The sequence below is a fragment of the Pontixanthobacter rizhaonensis genome (assembly GCF_012972675.1).
Taxonomy (GTDB): Bacteria; Pseudomonadota; Alphaproteobacteria; order Sphingomonadales; family Sphingomonadaceae; genus Pontixanthobacter; species Pontixanthobacter rizhaonensis.
This window is the reverse complement of the sequence record NZ_JABCRE010000002.1, coordinates 554695-574519: the sequence shown is the minus strand read 5'-3', so window position 1 is coordinate 574519 and position 19825 is coordinate 554695. Positions and strand designations below refer to the sequence as shown.

Annotated in this window: 17 protein-coding genes and 1 tRNA gene; 16 read left to right on the top strand and 2 right to left on the bottom strand. The window is 56.1% G+C overall.

Annotation, left to right across the window (positions count from 1 at the left end; all coding sequences use genetic code 11):
- Positions 1–19 precede the first annotated feature (19 nt).
- The 8 genes from hisG (at position 20) to HKD42_RS02580 (ending at position 8770) form a co-directional block, all read left to right on the top strand.
- Positions 20–685: an ATP phosphoribosyltransferase gene (hisG, locus tag HKD42_RS02615; protein WP_170010037.1), complete on the top strand. Its 666-nt coding sequence runs from the start codon at positions 20–22 to the stop codon at positions 683–685.
- Complete coding sequence (gene hisD / locus HKD42_RS02610; RefSeq protein ID WP_170010035.1) at positions 685–1974, top strand: histidinol dehydrogenase; 1290 nt, start codon at positions 685–687, stop codon at positions 1972–1974. The genes hisG and hisD overlap by 1 nt, the downstream gene beginning before the upstream one ends.
- Entirely contained in the window at positions 1971–2432 is a 462-nt protein-coding gene (gene nusB, locus HKD42_RS02605) for a transcription antitermination factor NusB (protein WP_170010033.1), read from the top strand. Before hisD ends, nusB begins: the two co-directional genes overlap by 4 nt.
- Positions 2433–2455: 23 nt before the next feature.
- Complete coding sequence (thiL, locus tag HKD42_RS02600) at positions 2456–3286, top strand: thiamine-phosphate kinase (protein WP_211483478.1); 831 nt, start codon at positions 2456–2458, stop codon at positions 3284–3286.
- Positions 3287–3423: 137 nt separating this feature from the next.
- On the top strand, positions 3424–5529 hold the full coding sequence (locus HKD42_RS02595) for a sodium-translocating pyrophosphatase (RefSeq protein ID WP_170010031.1): 2106 nt from the start codon (positions 3424–3426) through the stop codon (positions 5527–5529).
- Positions 5530–5739: 210 nt separating this feature from the next.
- Positions 5740–6915 carry a GNAT family N-acetyltransferase gene (locus tag HKD42_RS02590; protein WP_343042140.1) on the top strand — a complete coding sequence of 392 codons (1176 nt, stop codon included), beginning with the start codon at positions 5740–5742 and terminating at the stop codon, positions 6913–6915.
- Complete coding sequence (locus tag HKD42_RS02585) at positions 6908–7810, top strand: cupin-like domain-containing protein (protein ID WP_170012037.1); 903 nt, start codon at positions 6908–6910, stop codon at positions 7808–7810. Before HKD42_RS02590 ends, HKD42_RS02585 begins: the two co-directional genes overlap by 8 nt.
- A 45-nt stretch (positions 7811–7855) precedes the next feature.
- Entirely contained in the window at positions 7856–8770 is a 915-nt protein-coding gene (locus tag HKD42_RS02580; RefSeq protein WP_170010029.1) for an acyl-CoA thioesterase, read from the top strand.
- A gap of 77 nt (positions 8771–8847) precedes the next feature.
- Here HKD42_RS02580 and uvrC read toward each other — a convergent pair whose 3' ends face one another.
- Positions 8848–10812: an excinuclease ABC subunit UvrC gene (gene uvrC, locus HKD42_RS02575; RefSeq protein ID WP_170010027.1), complete on the bottom strand. Its 1965-nt coding sequence runs from the start codon at positions 10810–10812 to the stop codon at positions 8848–8850.
- Between the two features lie 189 nt (positions 10813–11001).
- Here uvrC and HKD42_RS02570 point away from each other — a divergent pair, with 189 nt between their 5' ends.
- From HKD42_RS02570 to HKD42_RS02560, 3 genes are all read left to right on the top strand, one after another.
- Complete coding sequence (locus tag HKD42_RS02570; RefSeq protein ID WP_170010025.1) at positions 11002–11952, top strand: division plane positioning ATPase MipZ; 951 nt, start codon at positions 11002–11004, stop codon at positions 11950–11952.
- Positions 11953–12085: 133 nt separating this feature from the next.
- Positions 12086–13708, top strand: a complete 1623-nt coding sequence (locus HKD42_RS02565) for a WS/DGAT/MGAT family O-acyltransferase (protein WP_246236681.1) — start codon at positions 12086–12088, stop codon at positions 13706–13708.
- Positions 13705–14505 (top strand): esterase/lipase family protein, encoded by an 801-nt coding sequence (locus HKD42_RS02560; RefSeq protein ID WP_170010023.1) that lies wholly within the window; start codon positions 13705–13707, stop codon positions 14503–14505. The genes HKD42_RS02565 and HKD42_RS02560 overlap by 4 nt, the downstream gene beginning before the upstream one ends.
- Before the next feature lie 26 nt (positions 14506–14531).
- Here HKD42_RS02560 and HKD42_RS02555 read toward each other — a convergent pair whose 3' ends face one another.
- On the bottom strand, positions 14532–17405 hold the full coding sequence (locus HKD42_RS02555) for a TonB-dependent receptor (RefSeq protein WP_170010021.1): 2874 nt from the start codon (positions 17403–17405) through the stop codon (positions 14532–14534).
- 180 nt (positions 17406–17585) lie between these two features.
- Between HKD42_RS02555 and infA the strand changes: the two genes are divergently transcribed.
- The 5 genes from infA (at position 17586) to HKD42_RS02530 (ending at position 19779) form a co-directional block, all read left to right on the top strand.
- Complete coding sequence (infA, locus tag HKD42_RS02550) at positions 17586–17843, top strand: translation initiation factor IF-1 (RefSeq protein WP_011413465.1); 258 nt, start codon at positions 17586–17588, stop codon at positions 17841–17843.
- 12 nt (positions 17844–17855) lie between these two features.
- Positions 17856–18443 carry a Maf family protein gene (locus HKD42_RS02545; protein WP_170010019.1) on the top strand — a complete coding sequence of 196 codons (588 nt, stop codon included), beginning with the start codon at positions 17856–17858 and terminating at the stop codon, positions 18441–18443.
- The gene (locus HKD42_RS02540; protein ID WP_170010017.1) at positions 18436–19407 is read left to right on the top strand and encodes a ribonuclease E/G; all 972 of its coding nucleotides are present in this window, start codon (positions 18436–18438) and stop codon (positions 19405–19407) included. The genes HKD42_RS02545 and HKD42_RS02540 overlap by 8 nt, the downstream gene beginning before the upstream one ends.
- The gene (locus tag HKD42_RS02535; protein ID WP_170010015.1) at positions 19404–19589 is read left to right on the top strand and encodes a DNA gyrase inhibitor YacG; all 186 of its coding nucleotides are present in this window, start codon (positions 19404–19406) and stop codon (positions 19587–19589) included. The genes HKD42_RS02540 and HKD42_RS02535 overlap by 4 nt, the downstream gene beginning before the upstream one ends.
- Positions 19590–19703: 114 nt before the next feature.
- A tRNA-Phe gene (locus HKD42_RS02530) sits at positions 19704–19779 on the top strand.
- Positions 19780–19825 lie beyond the last annotated feature (46 nt).

The window sequence follows — 19825 nt, the reverse complement described above, 5'->3', positions numbered from 1 at the left end:
CTCTATTTGCCGCCACGCTATGACTGCTGTGAACTCTGCTCCGCTAACCTTTGCCATTCCCAAAGGCCGCATCCTTGACGAGGCTTTGCCCGTGATGGAGCGCGCCGGAATTGTTCCAGCCGATGCCTTTCACGACAAGAAAGACCGGTCACTTAGCTTTGCCACAACCCGCGAAGATATGCGGCTTATCCGCGTCCGCGCATTCGATGTCGCTACCTTTGTAGCACATGGTGCGGCACAAATGGGAATCGTTGGTTCAGACGTGATTGAAGAGTTTGATTATTCAGACCTTTATGCCCCGGTAGATCTGGAAATCGGGCGCTGCCACCTTTCGGTCGCAGAGCCCAAAGATGGGGCGGGCGAGACTGACGGTGCAAGCCACCTGCGGGTTGCGACAAAATACCCCAATATCACCCGACGCCACTTTGAAGCGCACGGCATTCAGGCCGAATGCGTCAAGCTCAACGGCGCGATGGAACTCGCGCCGACCCTTGGCCTTGCTGGGCGGATTGTCGATCTGGTCTCCACCGGTGCGACGTTGAAACAGAACGGTCTGGTGGAAACCGACAAGATCATCGACATCTCTGCCCGGTTGATTGTTAATCGCGCTGCGCTGAAAACCGATCCGCGCGTGGCGCAATTGGTTGAAACATTCCGCGCCAATGCCGAACGGGTTGCAGCCTGATGCAGTGGCTCAATATCAATGATGCGGGCTTTGAAGGCGCTTTCCGGAAAATCGTGAATGATCGCCGCGATGGTGATGCCAACGTCACTCGCCAAGTCGACACGATACTCAGCGATGTACGCGCTCGCGGTGATGCGGCATTGTCTGAACTGACCGCCCGGTTTGACAATCACACCCTGTCATCCGACACGGATTGGGCGATTTCGGCCGAGGAATGCAAAGCAGCGTTTGACGGGCTGGATGCGGATTTGCGCGATGCGCTCACCCTCGCCGCCACACGCATTCGCACATATCACGAAGCGCAATTGCCGGAAGATCGTGATTACACCGATGCAGACGGTGTGCGCTTGGGCGCTCGGTGGCATCCGGTGGATGCAGCAGGTCTGTACGTTCCCGGTGGACGCGCAGCCTATCCCTCATCACTGCTGATGAATGCCATCCCGGCGAAAGTTGCCGGTGTTAAACGCTTAGCCGTTGTGACACCGACACCCAAAGGCGTGGTCAACCCCCTGGTCTTGGCTGCTGCACATTTGGCCGGCATATCTGAAATATGGCGGGTTGGCGGCGCGCAAGCTGTGGGCGCGCTGGCCTATGGGACGGAGCGTATCAAGCGCGTCGACGTGATTACAGGCCCCGGCAATGCTTGGGTGGCAGAGGCAAAACGCCAATTATACGGGGTTGTCGGCATTGATATGGTGGCGGGACCGAGCGAAATTCTGGTGATCGCCGATGGGCAGAATAATCCGGAATGGATCGCTGCTGATCTGTTGAGTCAGGCGGAACATGACCCCAATGCCCAATCGATTTTAATCACTGACGATGCGGGCTTTGCCCGGCAGGTTGAAGATCAGGTTGATGTGCAGTCTGCCATGCTCGCAACCAAGAATGTCGCGCAGAAAAGCTGGCAGGATCACGGCGTCATCATTCAAGTAGATGACATCGCCCAATCGATCGATCTGGCCAATGATCTGGCGGCAGAGCATGTGGAACTGGCAGTCGATAATCCGCAGCCCTTGTTTGACGGTATCCGTCATGCTGGCAGCATTTTCATTGGCCGTTATGCACCCGAAGCGGTTGGCGATTATGTTGCCGGGCCGAACCACGTATTGCCTACTGGCCGCCGCGCCCGTTTTGCCAGCGGTTTATCCGTGCTGGACTTTATGAAGCGTTCCAGCTTCATCGAATTAGACGAAGCCGCGCTGAAGGCTATTGGCCCCGCCGCAGCCACGCTCGCCCATGCAGAAGGCCTACCGGCCCACGCCATATCCATCGAAAGCCGCCTGAAATGAGCAGTTCCAAATCATCCTCTCGCGGCCTTGCCAGATCAGCGGCCCGCCTTGCCGCTGTGCAAGCTCTCTATCAAAAACAGATGGAGCAAACAAAGCTCGCCAAGCTGCTTGATGAATTCCACCAGCACCGTCTGGGCCGCGAGATCGAAGATGATCAATATGCGGATGCCGATGTAGATTTCTTTGATGATATCGTCAGCGGCGTTGATGCCCGCCGTGATGAAATTGATGAAAAACTGACCGAAAAACTGGCAGATGGCTGGACTGTTGCCCGTCTGGACAAGACCATGCTGCAAATCTTGCGCGCTGGATCGTACGAACTGATGGCGCGGGCCGATATCACCAAGGCTGTTATCATCAACGAATATGTCGATGTGGCAAAAGCGTTTTTCGATGATCGCGAAGCAAAATTCGTGAACGGTGTTTTGGACGCCGCAGCAAAAGATTTCAGACCATAGACGAAGCCGCATTCATCGCAGCCTTGCGCACATTGCCTCTGCACGCAGGGGCGCGCGGACTGCATGACGATGTAGCGCAATTGGAAGTTGGCGGCGAAACGCTGATCCTGACCCATGATAGCATGGCCGCAGGAACACATTTTCGCGCCAATGCCGATATGGCAGACGTGGCTTGGAAATTGGTCGCCAGTAACCTGTCTGACTTGGCCGCCAAGGGCGCCGAACCGGTGGGCGTTTTGCTCAGCTACACACTGGGCACGGATGATGCGCGTTTTCTTAAGGGATTAGACGAAGCTCTCACCAAATTTGCCGTGCCGATATTGGGGGGCGATACAATCGCCGCTGATGGCCCGCCCACATTTGGAATGACCGCCATTGGCCGGGCGACATATACCCCCGTTCCGCACCGGGCAGGTGCCGTGGTCGGCGATGCCATTTACGTCACAGGTCCGCTTGGTCGGGCGATGCTCGGATTTGAAGGGCAGCCGGATTATCTGGCCGCGTTCAATCGCCCTCACCCTCGCCTTGCCGAAGGGCGCGCATTGGCCCCCTTTACCCACACTATGATGGATATATCTGATGGGTTGTTGCTCGATTGTTGGCGCATGGCACAAGCACATAATGACCTGACCTTCCAACTCGACCGCGCAACCATTCCCGTGGCAGACCCGAACCGCTTGGACGAATGCATCAGATGGGGAGAGGATTACGAGCTGCTGTTCACCTGCGCGCCGACTGCCAGTTTGCCAGTTCCCGCGACCAGGATCGGTACAGTGATCGAGGCTCAGCACGGGCTGTTGCAGCTTGATGACGCAGTTTTGGATAGCTCGATCGGCCTCGGGTACCAGCACTAACGCCGCGAAGAATGCGGTGAACCGTGCATTTCTAACGGTTTGGGCTTGCGCGCCATTCCCGCCCCCTTATACCTTAATGATCTTTTGGACCCGTATAAGCGGGCCAAATTCAATGCAATTCGCATGAGGGGATAAACGTGCAACTAGTTTATATAGCAATCGGACTGGGATTGCTGGCCGTTCTATACGGCCTGATTACCAGCCGCCAAGTGCTCGGCGCTGCCGCCGGCAATGAAAGAATGCAAGAAATCGCTGGCGCAGTTCAGGAAGGCGCTCAAGCCTATCTGAAACGTCAATATACCGCGATCAGTATCGTCGGTGTGATCGTGGCCATTTTGGTCTTCGTATTCCTTGGCGGGATTTCTGCCATCGGGTTCGTTATCGGCGCTGTGCTATCGGGTGTGGCCGGCTTTATCGGCATGAACATATCCGTCCGTGCCAACGTGCGAACGGCTGCTGCTGCTGAAACAGGTCTTCAAGAAGGCCTCACCGTTGCATTCCGCGCAGGCGCGGTAACCGGTATGCTGGTTGCTGGCCTTGCGCTTCTGGCGATTGCAGGCTTCTTCTACGTGCTGGTCGGCCCGTTGGGCAAAGACCTGACGGTTCTGGCCGATAAGCGTGAGATTATCGACGCTCTCGTTGGCCTTGCGTTCGGTGCATCGCTCATTTCCATCTTCGCCCGTCTGGGCGGCGGTATCTTTACCAAAGCTGCTGACGTCGGTGCTGATCTCGTCGGTAAAGTGGAAGCGGGTATCCCGGAAGACGATCCACGCAACCCTGCCACCATCGCTGATAACGTTGGTGACAACGTAGGTGACTGCGCTGGTATGGCTGCCGATCTGTTCGAGACATATGTCGTTACCGTTGGTGCGACGATGGTTCTGACGGCTTTGTTGTTCGCCGGTCTCGCAGCTGCTGACCTGTTCGCCTTGATGAGCCTGCCGCTTCTTATTGGCGGTGTGTGCATCGTGACTTCGATCATCGGGACATACATGGTTCGTCTCGGCAGCTCGAATAACATTATGGGCGCTTTGTATAAAGGCTTCATCACAACCACTGTTCTGTCGATCCCAGCGATCTGGTGGGCGACTGACTATGCGGTAGGCATGGACACATCGTTCACGCTAGGTGATCAAACCTTCACCGGTATGTCACTGTTCTGGTCGATGATGGTTGGTCTGGCGGTTACTGGCCTGATCATCTGGATCACCGAATATTACACTGGCACCGAATATCGTCCGGTCCGCTCTATCGCGAAATCATCTGAAACCGGTCACGGCACCAACGTTATTCAAGGTCTGGCTATCAGCCTTGAATCGACTGCATTGCCAACGCTGGTCATCGTGGTTGGTATTATCGTCACCTATCAGCTTGCTGGTTTGATGGGCATTGCCTTCGCTGCGACATCTATGCTGGCGCTGGCTGGTATGGTTGTGGCGCTGGATGCGTATGGTCCTGTGACTGATAACGCTGGCGGCATCGCTGAAATGGCTGAAATGGAAGAAAGCGTCCGGGAAAAAACCGATGCGCTGGACGCCGTTGGCAACACTACGAAAGCTGTCACTAAGGGGTACGCAATCGGCTCTGCCGGTCTTGCCGCTCTGGTGCTGTTTTCGGCCTACACCGCTGACCTCAAAGAGTTCTTCCCAGATCTCGAAGTCAGCTTCAGCCTTGAAAACCCGTATGTCATCGTCGGTCTGCTGCTTGGCGCGCTGCTCCCGTACCTGTTTGGTGCGATGGGCATGACCGCTGTTGGCCGTGCTGCTGGTGACGTTGTGGTGGATGTCCGTGCGCAGTTCGCTGCGGACCCGGGCATTATGGATGGCACCAGCCGTCCAAACTATGCTCGTACCGTCGATCTGGTGACGAAAGCTGCGATTAAGGAAATGATTGTTCCTTCGCTGCTGCCGTTGCTCGCACCGATCGCCGTCTACTTCGCGATCACTATGGTGGCTGGCCAGGCAAACGGCTTTGCTGCTCTTGGTGCTCTGTTGCTGGGTGTGATCGTTTCGGGTGTCTTCGTGGCGCTTTCCATGACCGCTGGCGGCGGTGCGTGGGATAACGCCAAGAAATATATCGAAGACGGTAACCACGGCGGCAAAGGTTCAGAAGCTCACAAAGCTGCTGTAACTGGCGATACTGTGGGTGACCCGTACAAAGATACCGCTGGCCCTGCTGTGAACCCGATGATCAAGATCACTAATATCGTTGCGCTTTTGCTGCTTGCAGCACTGGCACACTGATCTGATCCAATAGCGTTGGCTATATGAGCCCCGCCGGAAGCAATTCCGGCGGGGTTTTCATTTGGGCCTGTTCACCGCACATTTGCGGCTTGGCCCCTGCCCTGCGCCCCTGCCACACTGTAAAATCTGATCGTCGTTAAAACCTTGTCAGTCTTCGCCTGTTACGGCCCCGTCACGGCTGCCAAAGCCGCGTGATGCAAAGGTTAATACGTGGCGAGTGTGCCAGTAGAAAAACGAGCCGGTGACCTGCGTGATAATTCCGCAGTCGAACCCGCGCGCGCCTCGCAGATCATCGTTCAAAACTGGACCGACCCAGACAATCAGTTTTTGAAAGACTGGCAAGCACTGGCCGACAGCTCTTCTGATCCAAACCCGTTTTTTGAACCGTGGGCACTGCTTCCGGCACTAAACGAGTTTGCTGAACCCGAAACAGTAACCCTGCTCGCCTATTACGAGGCGAAGCAACTGACCGGTGTCATGCCGGTCAAGCGTGCAATATCCTATTATGGATATCCCATACCCCATCTATCGGCATGGTCGCATGACAATGCCTTTTGCGGTGCTCCGCTTACTCTCGCTGGCAGCGAGTATGGCTTTGCGGAGGCTGTCCATCACTGGGCGGATGCGCGTACAAACACCGGGTTATTTCTCCACTTTAACCACCTGCCGGAGCATGGACCATTTCACGCGGCGCTCAGGCATTTCGCATCCAACAACCATATTGAGGCGGGCATTGTCCACCGGGAAGCGCGGGCGATGCTGCAATCCGATCAATCGCCCGAAGAATACTTCGCCGCCGCCATGTCTGGCAAGAAACGCAAAGAATTACGCAGGCAGCTTAACCGCCTGAGTGAACATGGTGACATCCGGTTTGATCGAACCACATCAGATGCCGGACTGGCCACATGGATCGACGATTTTCTTACACTCGAAGCCGCTGGTTGGAAGGGCCGGGAGAAAACCGCCCTTTCTGACAATGTGCCCAATGAGCGGTTCTTTCGCGCCACATTGACCGGAGCCGGCAACGCCGGAAAGCTGGAGCGCTTGTCACTGTCATTAGACAGCCGCCCTATTGCGATGCTGGCCAATTTCCTTACCCCGCCCGGGGCTTTTTCCTTCAAGACCACCTTCGATGAGAACTATGCGCGATTTTCTCCGGGTGTCTTGTTGCAAAAAGAAAACCTCGATCTGCTCGCCAATCCCCACATTGAATGGGCTGATAGCTGTGCCGCAGCTGACCACCCGATGATCGAACGAATCTGGCGGCAAAAACGCAGCATGGTGGGCGTGAATATCGGCCTTGGCGGCGCATTTAGAAAAGCACTGTTTCGTCAAATACTGCGCAAGGAAATAGTGCCGGAGCAATCGGAGCAGCATGATGGATAACATCCAAGATTTTCGCGGAACGGACACTGCAGACAGTGTGTTGGAGGAAGACGGCACAGTCTTCAATGACGCTGCGCGCGCCGCATTCGCTGCGAATTACCCAGAAACACCGCATAGCCTGCCGCACCAGCTCCACACGCACCATTTGCTGACACTGGATGCTTTGGCAGATCTCGCCGGGATCATGCAGGAAAGCTCCATCGAATATAACCGCGGCGATCTGCCAATCGGCGTCGACGGGAAGCCGGGTGCGACGGGTATGTCTATCCAGGATACTATTCGCCACATCGCCACCAGCAATAGCTGGGCGGTTCTCAAAAATATCGAGCAAGTTCCAGCCTACCAAGCGTTGTTGGCATCTCTGCTGTCCGAGATTCAGCCTGAGATCGAAGCCAAGACGGGCGCTATGTTGCGGCCGCAAGGTTTCATTTTTATCTCTTCTCCTCACGCGGTTACGCCGTATCACTTTGACCCTGAGCACAATATCCTGCTGCAATTGAAGGGGTCAAAAGTGATGACGCAATTCCCCGCTGGCGATCCTGTTTTCGCTGCGGACACCGTGCATGAAAGCTACCACTCTGGCGGCGCGCGCGAGCTGACATGGCAAGAGAAATTCGCAGACCAAGGAACCGCAATTGCCATTGCCGCCGGTGAAGCCTTATTCGTCCCGGTGATGGCGCCCCATTTTGTCCGCAATGGCCCCGAAAGCTCGATTTCCCTGTCGATTACTTGGCGGAGCGATTGGAGCTTTGAAGAAGCAGATGCGCGCGGATTTAACAGGATCATCCGGAAGGCAGGGATCACACCGGCCGCGCCCGCACGCTGGCCCGGTTCCAATGCCTCCAAAGCCTATGCCTACCGGGTGCTGCGAAAGCTGCGTCTGACAGGAGTTTGAGATAACTTCATTGACGAACGGAAGCAGGCTTCGCAAAGCCGCATTATGAGCACTTCCAAAACACCCCAAGATCTCGTCAATGACCTTGTCAGCCTTTTGTCTGTCACTAAGAACTCAGAAGATCACTTCACCGGCAATCCGCAAAAAGGGGGCGTTGGCAGAGTTTTCGGCGGCCAAGTTATCGCCCAGGCATTGATGGCAGCACAGCGCTCCGTGCCAGACGAGAAAGTGGCGCATTCAATCCATGCGTATTTCCTGCGCGGCGGGAAAGAAGGCCCACCGATTAACTACACGATTGCCCGTGATTTCGACGGGCGCAGTTTCGCCAACCGCCGGGTCGTGGCCAGTCAAAATGATGATGGCACAGAAAAACCGATCCTCAACCTGACTGCATCCTTCCAGATATCGGAAGACGGGTTGGAACATCAGGATTGCGTGATGCCTGATGTCGCCCCGCCAGAAGACCTCAAATCAGACATGGAGCAGCGTAAGCACTTCATTGATGCCTTACCGGAAATAAGTGACACACAGCGCCGCCTTATGCTGCGTCCGCGCCCGATCGAGATGCGCACGATTGACAGGCTGCATTGGATGAATAGCGAGCCGAAAGCCCCCCTCGCTCACACTTGGTTTCGCGCGGCTGCGACTTTGCCTGATGATCCAGAGATCCACCGGGCAGTCATCGCCTATGCCAGCGATTTCACCTTGCTCGGGACCAGCGTTTTGCCGCACGGGCTCAGCTGGATGCGCAATGAGCTAACCGGGGCCAGTCTTGATCACGCGATCTGGTTTCATCGCCCTGCTCGCGCGGATGAGTGGCTGCTATATGTCACTGACAGCCCGTGGAGCGGTAGCGGACGGGGGTTTAACCGGGGCCGTATTTTTAGCCGGGACGGGACATTGGTAGCCAGCGTGGCGCAAGAGGGCATGATCCGCAAGCGCCGTGCAAAAGCTGAGTAAAAACGGGCCCGACGGCTGCGCCTTGGGGCGGGATAAGGTGCGGCGGGATAAGGTGCGGCGGGATAAAGTGCTAACTTCTAACCACCTGCATGATAAAAATCATAAATCGTCTGAGCCACCGTTTCACTGACGCCTGGTGCCCGCTGCAGATCCTCCAACGATGCTGCACGCACTTTGCCGGCGGTGCCGAAATGCAGCAGCAGCGCCCGCTTTCTCGCCGGACCAATGCCCGGTATTTCGTCCAGCGGTGATGCAGTGATCGCACGGCTGCGCTTGGCCCGGTGCGCGCCGATGGCATAGCGGTGCACTTCATCGCGCAGGGTCTGCAAATAGAACAGCACGGGGGAATTGGTTGGCAGGGTCTTCTCGCGCCCGTCTGGGAAGTGGAACACTTCGCGCCCTTCCCTGCCATGATCCGGGCCCTTGGCGATCGCGATAAGCGGGACATCTTCGATCCCTAGCTCTTCCAACGTATCCCTTACAGCGCTCATCTGGCCTTTACCGCCATCGATCAGGACCAGATCGGGCCACACTGCCTTCTCACCGCTGGTTTCACGGTCGGGATCATCTTTCATCGCACGGCTGAAACGGCGATGCATCACTTCACGCATCATGCCGAAGTCATCGTTGGTCTGCGCAGTCTTGATATTAAATTTACGGTACTGGTTCTTCAGAAAGCCCTCAGGCCCCGCAACGATCATACCGCCAACGGCTTTCGCGCCTTGAATATGACTGTTGTCATACACTTCGATCCGCTGGGGAATGTCCGCCAGTTCAAGAAACTCCGTCATCTCGCGCAAGGTTTTGGCTTTGGTGCCGCTTTCCGCAAGACGCCGTTCGAGAGCCTCAACAGCGTTACGCTGCGCCTGTTGCATCAGTTTGCGCCGGTCACCGCGCTGCGGAACAGAGATATCAACCTTACTTCCCGCACTTGCGCCAAACGCTTCTTCAATCAGCTTTTGTTCGGGCAATTCACGGTCCACCAAAATAGTTTTTGGCGGGGGCACTTCCTCATAAAACTGCGCCAGCACATTGGCTAGCACTTGGCCTTCCTCCACATCCTTCGTGTGGCGCGGGAAAAAGGCGCGGTGCCCCCAATTTTGACCGCCGCGAATGAAAAAGGCCTGCACAGCAATTTGCCCGCCTTTGCTGGATAAAGCGAACACGTCTGCATCGCCTACACCGCTGGCATTGATCGCCTGACTGCCTTGAATAAAAGTCGCCGCACGCAGCCGGTCCCGCAAAATCGCTGCGGTCTCAAAATCCAAATCCTGAGCCGCTTTGGCCATTTGTTTTTCAAGGCCCGACTGCACAGCGGAACTTTTGCCGCCCAAAAAATCCTGCGCCTGCTTGACCAGTTCGGCATAACCGGCCTCGTCAATCCGGCCAACGCAAGGGGCGCTGCATCGTTTGATCTGATACAACAAACACGGCCGGTCACGGCGGCTAAAGAAACTGTCCGTACAGGACCGCAAAAGAAACAGCTTTTGCAAGGCATTGATGGTCGTGTTGACACTTCCCGCGCTGGCAAAAGGCCCGTAATAATTGCCCTTCGCCCGGCGCGCGCCGCGATGCTTCATGATCCGCGGATAACCGTGATCGGACCGAAGCAAGATAAAAGGGAAGCTTTTGTCGTCGCGCAGCAACACGTTAAATGGCGGCCTGAAACGCTTGATGAACTGCGCTTCCAACAGCAGCGCTTCCGCTTCACTATTGGTAGTGACAATCTCCATCCGGCGGGTTTGGCTCACCATTCTGAGCAAGCGCTGGGTCAGGTTGTTTTGCTGCGTATAATTGGCAACCCGGTTTTTGAGCGCTCTCGCCTTGCCAACATACAAAACGTCTCCGCGCGTATCGAGCATTCGGTAAACCCCGGGAATAGGTTTCAGCGTTTTGACGGTTTCTTTGATCGCTTCCAACCCGGCCTGAAGGTTGGGTTGCGCGGACGCGACAGTATAGGTCGCCTTCTCCTCGTTGAAGCGTTCCGCACCGCGCGGATCATGCGGCGCTCCGGCCGAGGTGGGCGAACCTGTTCGAGACATCCCCCACCAATAGACTCGCCCGCCCAGATTGGAAGTTTTCGTTTGGCTTCAGGCGAGTACGAACCGAACTTCAATCGGCCGATAGCACGACATTATTCGACTTTTTACTTGTGGATAACTCCTAAAACCTAGACACTCTCGCAGCTGGCCGATTCGCGAATCGACTGGATCTAAACTTTGGGGGTTTTGATGGATTTTGAGCACTCTAACGGAGAGCATCCTTCGGTCGTTTTGGCCGATATTTGTCGTCGCCCCGAGATCAAAGCCCAGATCATCGTTTTCGCCAATGAAAAAGGCGGCGTCGGCAAATCAACGCTGGCATTCCACACCAGCATCGCTTTGGCGCGTTCAGGTAGCAAAGTACTCGCTATTGACCTCGATCGCAGACAGCAATCGTTTTCCCGTGCGTTAGAGAACCGCGAAGCGACCTCTCGTAGCTTGGGGATCGACCTACCCAGCCCGCAGCCGATTGTGCTGGAACATCAAACTGGCGCGATGCTGGCGCAAGAAATCGCCCGTGTCGGTGCTGGTGCTACGCATATCGTTATTGATGTGGCGGGACACGATTCGCCGATTGCGCGCCGCGCGATCGCGATGGCAGATAAGCTGATTACACCAGTCAACCCGACCTTTATTGATTTGGACTCGGTTGCCCATTTCAACGCTGCCACCATGCGCTTTGCACGTCTGGGCCGGTTCGCAGAAACTGTGGCGGAGCTGCGGGCTGAACGCTGTGAGCGCGGGCTGCCGGGCACTGATTGGATGCTGGTGAAGAACCGCGTCAGATGGGCTGAGAAGCTGCAACTAAAACGTTTTGACAGTGCATTGGACCAATTGCCAGCCCACCTTGGGGTAAGGCTTCTATCCGGCTTGACGGAACGGGTTGCCTATCGCGAATTGTTCATGTTCGGGCTGACCCACGCAGATTGTGGCGATCTACCGGGAATGACGAATATGACCGTCCGCAATTCGGATGAGATCATCAAGTTTGTTGGCGAATTGGACCTAAAAACACCAGCATCGCCAACCGCCAATGCAGTCCCCCGCAAACAGCGGATGCCCGCACCTTCGATGAAGCGGTACCGTCAGACGCTACAACGTCATGTCGGTTCGGCAATCAAATCCCGCGAAACAGTCTAACCGACCGCGACAGCTTTATTGCATAATCTGCATCGATAGTTGTCATATTGCGCAAGGACGTTGACGCCGCCTCCTGCTGTGTTACCCCTCTGGCATCTATCCGGCGCAGGCCGGCGATTGAGCAGGAGCGGATTTGCGACAGTTACAAGGCATGGATGCGTCATTCGTCGCGCTGGAAACGCGCAACTCACCGATGCATATCGGGTCTTTGTTGATCTACAATCCTGCGACTGCGCCCGGCGGTTTTGTCCGCTTCAAAGACATCCTGTCTTTTTTTGAAAGCAGGATGCAACTGTCGAAAACGATGCGACAGCGCTTGGTCAAAGTCCCTTTTGATCTCGATTATCCCTATTGGATTGAAGACCCGGATTTCGATCTGGAATATCATGTGCGCCATGTTGCATTGCCCAAACCGGGTGATTGGCGTCAGCTGTGCATTCAGGCAGCGCGGATTTTCGCCCGTCCGCTGGATTTGAGCCGCCCCCCTTGGGAATTCACAGTTGTAGAGGGGCTGGATAACATTCCCGGGGTCGCGCCCGGCGGCTATGCAATGATCACAAAGGTCCATCATGCAGCCATCGATGGTATGAGCGGCGTGGATTTGATGGAAGCGCTGCATACGCTGGTTCCGGATGCGCCAGCGCCAGACAAACCCGATAATTGGAAGCCGGAGAAAGTTCCCAATCCAATAGAGCTACTCGGCAAATCCTATATCAGCGCGCTCACCAACCCGTTGAAGCAGTTGGAAGTTGCCGCAAAGGCAGCGCCCGGTCTTGCCAACGCCATCAAAGGCTTGGCGGTGAAAGACTTCAAAGTCAGCACCGAAATGGTCGCACCGCGCTGCCGCTTTAACAAGGTGATTTCGACCGCGCGCGTTGTCGAAGGGCGCAGCGTGCCTTTGGCCGATATCAAATCCATTCGGGCGCTGTCACCCGGTTGCAAAGTCAACGATGTGTTCCTCGCCATTATCGGCGGCGCCATGCGGCGTTATTTGCTGGACAAGAGCGACCTGCCCGCAAAAACACTCACGGCGATGGCGCCTATTTCCGTCCGCTCCGGCGAGGAGAAGGGCGATATGGGCAACCAAGTGGCTGCGATGATCGCGCCTTTGGGCACACATTTGGAAGATCTGACAGAGCGGTTGGATTTCGTATATTCCCGCACCACCAATTCCAAGGCCATGAGCGACGCGGTTGGTGCGCGCAATATGACCGAAATGAGCAAAGTCAGCCCGGCCCTGTTCATGGCATTGGGCGCGCAGCTCTACACACGCCTTGGCCTGGCCAATCGTATGGGCCCTCCATTCTCAACGGTGGTCACCAATGTGCCGGGTCCGCCGGTGCCGATTTACTCATCGGGCGCGCAGCTTGAAAGTATGATGGGGCTGCTTTGCCTGACCGATGGCCTCGGCCTTGGTCATGTCGTGCAATCGTACTGTAGCGAAGCAACAATTTCCTTCACCGCCTGCCGCAAATTGATGCCCGATCCGGACTTCTACGCACAGTGCATACAAGACAGTTTTGAAGAATATCGTGATTTAGCTGCCAAACTAAATGCAGCACCCACCAAGAATGCTTCTGCAAAAAAGGCCGCCGCTCAAAAAACACCAGCAAAAAAAGCGCCCACCAAAAAGCGGGCTGCAACCAAACCCACTGCGGCGGCGAAAAGCCGGACAAGCAGTACGAAAAAAGCACCAGCAAAAACGGGGCGTAAGATTCCGGCAAAAGGTGCAAGCAAGAGGAAGCCAAAAACATGACAGCAACCCAATCGGCAGAAGCCACCAGCGCTCGTCCCCCAAGCCGTTTTTACACATTGACGGAGCCGGGCCGCGCGATGGCTGAATTTGCCAGTTTCGTTGCTCTACGCCCTGCGATGCGGCACCTGCCCAAGGGTGATGGCCACGGTGTGCTCGTATTACCCGGCTTCATGGCCAGCGACCGCTCGACCCGCCCGATGCGCTCCTTGCTGGATAGTTTGGGCTACCATACCGTAGGGTGGGAACTTGGCCGCAATGTCCGGATCGACAATGCCCGCGTAGATGCGATGAAGCAGAGGGTTGACGATCTGTATAAGGAAACAGGCGGCAAGATTTCAATTGTCGGTTGGAGCCTTGGCGGTGTGTTCGCACGGGAGCTGGCCAAGATGATGCCGGACAAGGTCCGCATGGTAATTTCACTTGGCAGCCCGATCAGCGATGACCGCGATCACACCAATGCGGCCAAATTATTTGAATGGCTCAATGGCAAAAACCCTGAACCGATGGAGGCTGGCCACTTCACTGGCTTGGACCAGGCACCGCCCGTACCGACGACCTCTATCCTGACCAAAGGTGACGGTGTCGTCCATTGGCGCGGCTCAGTGCAGCACCCGCATCCCGATACAAAGGGGCAGACGGAAAATATTGAGGTCATGGCCAGCCATATCGGCCTTGGTGTCAACCCGACGGTCATGTTCGCTATTGCCGACCGGTTGGCGCAGAATGAAGGCGAATGGCAACCATTCGAACCGCGCGGATTAACCGGGCTGCTATTCCCGCAATCCAGCCTGCATTGATAGGATGTCGGAAAACTCCGCAGGCATCAAAATAGCTTGCGGAGTTCCATACCCAAATACCGGCCTGTGGGGTCCACCAACAGAGGCTGAAAGCCGATCGGGATATCGCCATTGTTATCCCGCACAATACGGCGCCCATCAAACACGTTGTCGAACCTGAACGACGCTCTCATCCCTTTCAGTATGCCGCTGTCTTTTTTCAGCAACCGACCCAGATCAGCAAATAAGCGCACATCCATTGTCAGCAGGTCATCAACGAACAGATCCGTGCTGCCTGGCGCCCCGCTTCCATTGACCCGTGCGCTGCCAGTATATCGGCCTGACAGCCGCATACCCAGCCCCTGCCCGAATATGCCCGCTTCAAGCCGTGAGGTGTTTGTCGGTGTACCAAAGGCCGTCAGCGCATCACCGTCCAGCAGGTCAAGCAATGGCCCGTTTTGAGCGATCAAAATCTGCCGGTCCAGCTCCACAGTATGCGTCAAATTCAAGAAGTAACGGATGCTATTCTCGCCGCCAAAACCAGGGATTCCGCCTGCGCCTCGCGGCTGCCCACCAGTCGCCGCATTGGGTCTACCGGACTGCGCACCAGCGCTCGCGGGACCATCAGGCCCACTACCTGCACACATACGTTCGCGGAAGCGGCTTAGGCGCTCTGTGTTGAGAGTGCCGTCTTCATTGGAAAACCGCGCGAGCATACGTTGGGTTCGCTCACTATCGAAACCCTCCATGCCCTCAGGTGTTTCTCCTCTCGCAAGGGTCTGCGCCAAGCCTGTTATAAACGCCTCGCCATCATCCGCACATAACCGCTGCCGGAACGCCTGAAATTGTTCGCGCTGTTCCTCGCTCATATTCGCCAGAGGGGGACCGCGTCTGGACCGGTTGGGCCCGCCTCTTTCTTCGCCTCCGTCTCTGGCTCCCTCTCTGGCACCCCCGCCAGCACGTTGATCGGTAGCCGGGGTATCGGGTCGGGCATTGGGCCGGCGGCCACCAGTAACACCAGCAGGCGGCCCTCCTCGGCCGCCGCCGCGTGCATCTCCGCCACCAATCCGGCCGCGCATCGTTAAGCCAAAGGACAAACGCTCTGTTCGGCTTTCAAAGAAGTCTATCGGCCGTTGGTCAACCGCCAGCAACGACCCAGCCGCATCGCGGGTCACCCGCGCGGGGAATGCTGCCTCAAGCTCTGGTGACAGGAATGGGAAAGAAGATGACACATCGTCCGAACGGTTTTTGACGTAATCGATCCTCAGCCGCGCACCATCCACAAACGGCACGTCCCAATTGGCAGAAAAATTCCAATCAGACTGCGTCTCTGTTTGTAGATTGGGATTGCCGCCCGTGGTTAATTCAACCAGCGCAGTATCGCCCGTCGCCAGATCAAAAAACGGAACGTTCAGCGTCGTGATCTGCGGGTTACCCAATTGGGCCAAAGACGGCGCGGCTTCCCGAAACACATAGGTCGCTTGCAAATTAAGCCCGTCAACCGGTTCCCAATTCAATCCTGCATTCCAAGTATACAGGGTTCCGAAATCCGACAGATCGGTGAAACCTACCTGCCCGTTCAAAGTAATAGAACCGATCGCGGCAAGGAAATCATCGCGCGTGCTGGTTATAGGAACCGCAATATTGAAACCGCCGGAGATAGCACCCCGCGTCAGTTGTACATCGGATCCAGCGCGAGAATCCTCGCTATCGATCCGGTTCCATCCATAGCCAAGATCGACCGTCGTTTGGACATCACCTGCGGGTACGAAAAACGGGCTGCCCCGTACTGTCAGTTTGGTGTCAGCCGAATAAGTACCCACATCAGCCACATCGAAACCGGCGTCCTCTAAAGCGGGTAAAGCGCCATCAATCGCCAAAGTGCCGGCTGCGGCATCAGCGATCAGAGCGGTTACATCGGCTCGTCTGTCTATTTCAGTCCGACTGGCCGAGTAATTGGCATCAGCCGTGGCGGTGAACTGAAACGATCCGAGCGGTTTTGAGAAGGAAAAAGCGCTAGAGAATGTGTCTGACGCAATTCGTCTTTCCAGCGGATTATCAGCCCCGAAAGTTCGCAGCGCTTGATTACCAGCGCCATCAGTCAGCAGGACACTGTCGAGACCCGACAGGCTGCGCGAATCACTGCGCTCATAGGTGGCGTTAAGACTGATGGACGAACCGGTATCGAGAAATGCCTTGGCCCAGTTGGCAGTAACTTCCTTTTGGGCACTGTCGGATACCAAACTGCGAAATGCCGCGGGGTTTGGATCGGTTGCAACATCAGGCAGACTATCAGGCGTCTGGATGATCTCGCGCTCTTCTTCTGTTAGCAAGGTGACATCGCGCACTTCCGCATTGAGGTTGAGCCGCCCCGCCTTGGATATACGCAGCAGGGTCAGTTCTTGCTCATTGACTGAATAGCCACCGCGATCAGGTTGCTCATATTCCACTTCCGCGGTGACTGCGGAAAAATTGTCTTTCAGGATGAAGTTCAACACACGCCGGTCCGGTGGGAAGCCGAACAATTGCGCGGTTTCTTCGGGCAGAACCTCTACTTTGCGGATAGCTTCCGAGGGGTAGGATCGGAACTCACGAAAACTGGCGACCCGGATGCCATTGACCAGAAATACGGGCCTGCCGCCGCCCCTTCCCCGGGTTGAACCAGTCTGCGGCTCAATAGCTGCCACAAGATCGGCAACCGACGATGCGCCGTAGGCTGCAATGTCTTCCTCGTTCAATTCCAAAACTGGAGCTTGCGCCGTGTTGACTTGTCCGCGCAAACGATCGGCCCGCACGACAATTTCTCCGTTGGACGATGTGTCTGCTGTGGGCGGATCCCCTTCTGCACCCTGCGCAGATACAGAAAACGGCACCGTGAGCGCCAAAACAGCGCAGGAACCAAGAAGTGTGCGAGCGATCATACGTTTCGCCTTGTTGAGATGAGCGGGCAAAGGGGCAACCCGCTTTAAGGTATCGAATTGTCGCAGACCCATGAAATGGCTGCTGATTCCCTACTCATACGCGCGAGGCTTCCCTTTTATCCCGCTCGGCGCTATGTGCGCGCCACACCAATCGACAAACGACACGGATAGACAGAACTTATGGCGAAAGAAGAACTCCTCGAAATGCGCGGCAAGGTGGTAGAATTGCTACCCAATGCGATGTTCCGAGTAGAGCTTGAAAATGGTCATGAAGTACTGGGCCACACTGCTGGCAAGATGCGCAAAAACCGCATTCGTGTGCTGGTGGGTGACGAAGTTCTATGTGAACTGACGCCCTATGACTTGACCAAGGCGCGTATCACATACCGCTTTATGCCCGGCCGTGGCGGCCCGGGACAAGGCCCTGGCCCTCAATAATATGTTGCGGGCATGACCGCATCCGTTTCCCATCCTTCGTTGATTCTGGCCTCTGCCAGCCCGCGCCGGCGTGAGCTGATCGCGAGGCTGGGTATTGAGCCCGTAGGCATATCTCCGGCCGATATTGACGAAACACCGCATAGCGCTGAAATTCCGCGAGACTATGCCCGGCGCATGGCCCGGGAAAAAGCGCTTGCAGTACCCAGCGATGGCTATTTCATTCTATCGGGCGATACGGTTGTCGCTGCCGGGCGGCGTATTCTGCCTAAGACTGAGGACGAACAATCCGCGCGCCAATGTTTACAGCTTCTGTCCGGGCGGCGGCACCGTGTATTATCGGCAATCGCTCTAAAATATCCTGACGGTACCCTGCGCGAAAAGCTGAGCGAAACCATCGTTCGCTTCAAACGGCTGAGCCAAGCCGAAATTGATGCCTACATCGCTGGTGGTGAATGGGACGGCAAAGCCGGTGGCTACGCCATCCAAGGCAGCGCCGAAGGGCTGATCGCATGGATACAGGGGAGCCATTCAGGTGTTGTCGGCTTACCCCTGTTTGAAACACGCGCCCTACTGAAATCGGCGGGGTTTGCCATTGGCTGAGTGGCAGGTCGAACGCGGCATCGGGGAAACTCGCGCCATTCTGGTCAATAACGACCAGATAATGCGCACTCGACATCACTGGGATGGTGAACTGATTGCAGGTTCGGTGGTTGAGGCAAAGCTGATTTCAAAGCCCAGCGGGGCCGCGCGCGGTACAGCCCGGCTTGACGATGGGACAGACCTTCTCGTTGATCGGCTAGATAAAGATGCGCGAGAAGGCGCCATGCTGAACCTTACGATCATGCGTTCAGCGATTAGTGAGAAAGGTCGCATGAAATTAGCCCATGCACGGCCCAGCACCGATGCAGTCAGGACTTTATCCCTGACGGATAGTTTGGCGCAAACACCCTGCCCCATTCGCGAAGTTCGGCGCTTCTCCGTTCCGGGTTGGTCCGATCTGGTGAGTGATAGCTTGTCGCAATCAATCGACTTCAATGGCGGATCATTATTGATCGCCCCGACAGCTGCAATGCTGGTGGTCGATATTGATGGAACGCTGCCGCCCCGCGAGCTAGCGCTTGCTGCGGTTCCTGCGATTGCAGCCACGCTACGGCAAATGGATATTGGGGGGATGGTCGGGATTGATTTCCCGACCCTGCCTTCCAAAGCGGACCGGCGCCTGGTCGACATGGCGCTGGAACGGGCGCTGGATGATTGGCCGCACGAACGGACGGCTATGAACGGTTTTGGCTTTGTGCAGTTGGTTTCCCGATTGGAACGCCCGTCTTTGTTTCACCGGGCAGCAATATCACGCAGCGGGGTGGTGGTTCGGAATTTGCTGAGACAGGCAGAACACATCACACAGCCCGGCGCGATTATGTTGACCGCTCACCCTGCAATTTCCGCGCAATTGAAAACCACATGGGTGGAAGAACTGGCTCGCCGGAGCGGGCGTCAGGTGAGGATAGAGACTCGCCCATCCCTTGCGCCAGAAGGCAGTTTCGCCCAATCGGTGCCATTATGACTACCGCATCGAAGCCCTGCCCAATCTGCAAAAAGCCCCGCAATCAGGAATTTCATCCATTCTGTTCCAGAGGTTGCCGTGACCGTGATTTGAACCAATGGTTCACTGATGGATATGCCGTTCCCGGTCGTCCAGCAGCTCCAGAAGAACTGGCAACACAAGAATGGGACAAACAAGATTGATCGCGCATGCAAGAAAGCGCTCTGGCAACACTGATTAGCGCTTGCCAAGCGCGCGTAGCTTCGCCATAGCGCCGCTTCCAACCCGCGTTGAACACGTTTGATTCAGCGCCGAGTGCCCGGATAGCTCAGTTGGTAGAGCACACGATTGAAAATCGTGGTGTCGGCAGTTCGAATCTGCCTCTGGGCACCATTTCCCGAATTGGGGAGCCCCCCAACAAAACCTGTCCTCGTCAGCG

Bases quoted from the DNA above. Each gene is read 5' to 3' on its own strand.
- uvrC (WP_170010027.1), bottom strand. From the start codon at position 10,812: ATGTCTCGAACAGGTTCGCCCACCTCGGCCGGAGCGCCGCATGATCCG.
- infA (WP_011413465.1), top strand. From the start codon at position 17,586: ATGGCGAAAGAAGAACTCCTCGAAATGCGCGGCAAGGTGGTAGAATTG.
- nusB (WP_170010033.1), top strand. From the start codon at position 1,971: ATGAGCAGTTCCAAATCATCCTCTCGCGGCCTTGCCAGATCAGCGGCC.
- hisD (WP_170010035.1), top strand. From the start codon at position 685: ATGCAGTGGCTCAATATCAATGATGCGGGCTTTGAAGGCGCTTTCCGG.
- HKD42_RS02560 (WP_170010023.1), top strand. From the start codon at position 13,705: ATGACAGCAACCCAATCGGCAGAAGCCACCAGCGCTCGTCCCCCAAGC.
- HKD42_RS02535 (WP_170010015.1), top strand. From the start codon at position 19,404: ATGACTACCGCATCGAAGCCCTGCCCAATCTGCAAAAAGCCCCGCAAT.
- HKD42_RS02580 (WP_170010029.1), top strand. From the start codon at position 7,856: ATGAGCACTTCCAAAACACCCCAAGATCTCGTCAATGACCTTGTCAGC.
- HKD42_RS02545 (WP_170010019.1), top strand. From the start codon at position 17,856: ATGACCGCATCCGTTTCCCATCCTTCGTTGATTCTGGCCTCTGCCAGC.
- HKD42_RS02555 (WP_170010021.1), bottom strand. From the start codon at position 17,405: ATGATCGCTCGCACACTTCTTGGTTCCTGCGCTGTTTTGGCGCTCACG.
- HKD42_RS02585 (WP_170012037.1), top strand. From the start codon at position 6,908: ATGGATAACATCCAAGATTTTCGCGGAACGGACACTGCAGACAGTGTG.
- HKD42_RS02570 (WP_170010025.1), top strand. From the start codon at position 11,002: ATGGATTTTGAGCACTCTAACGGAGAGCATCCTTCGGTCGTTTTGGCC.
- hisG (WP_170010037.1), top strand. From the start codon at position 20: ATGACTGCTGTGAACTCTGCTCCGCTAACCTTTGCCATTCCCAAAGGC.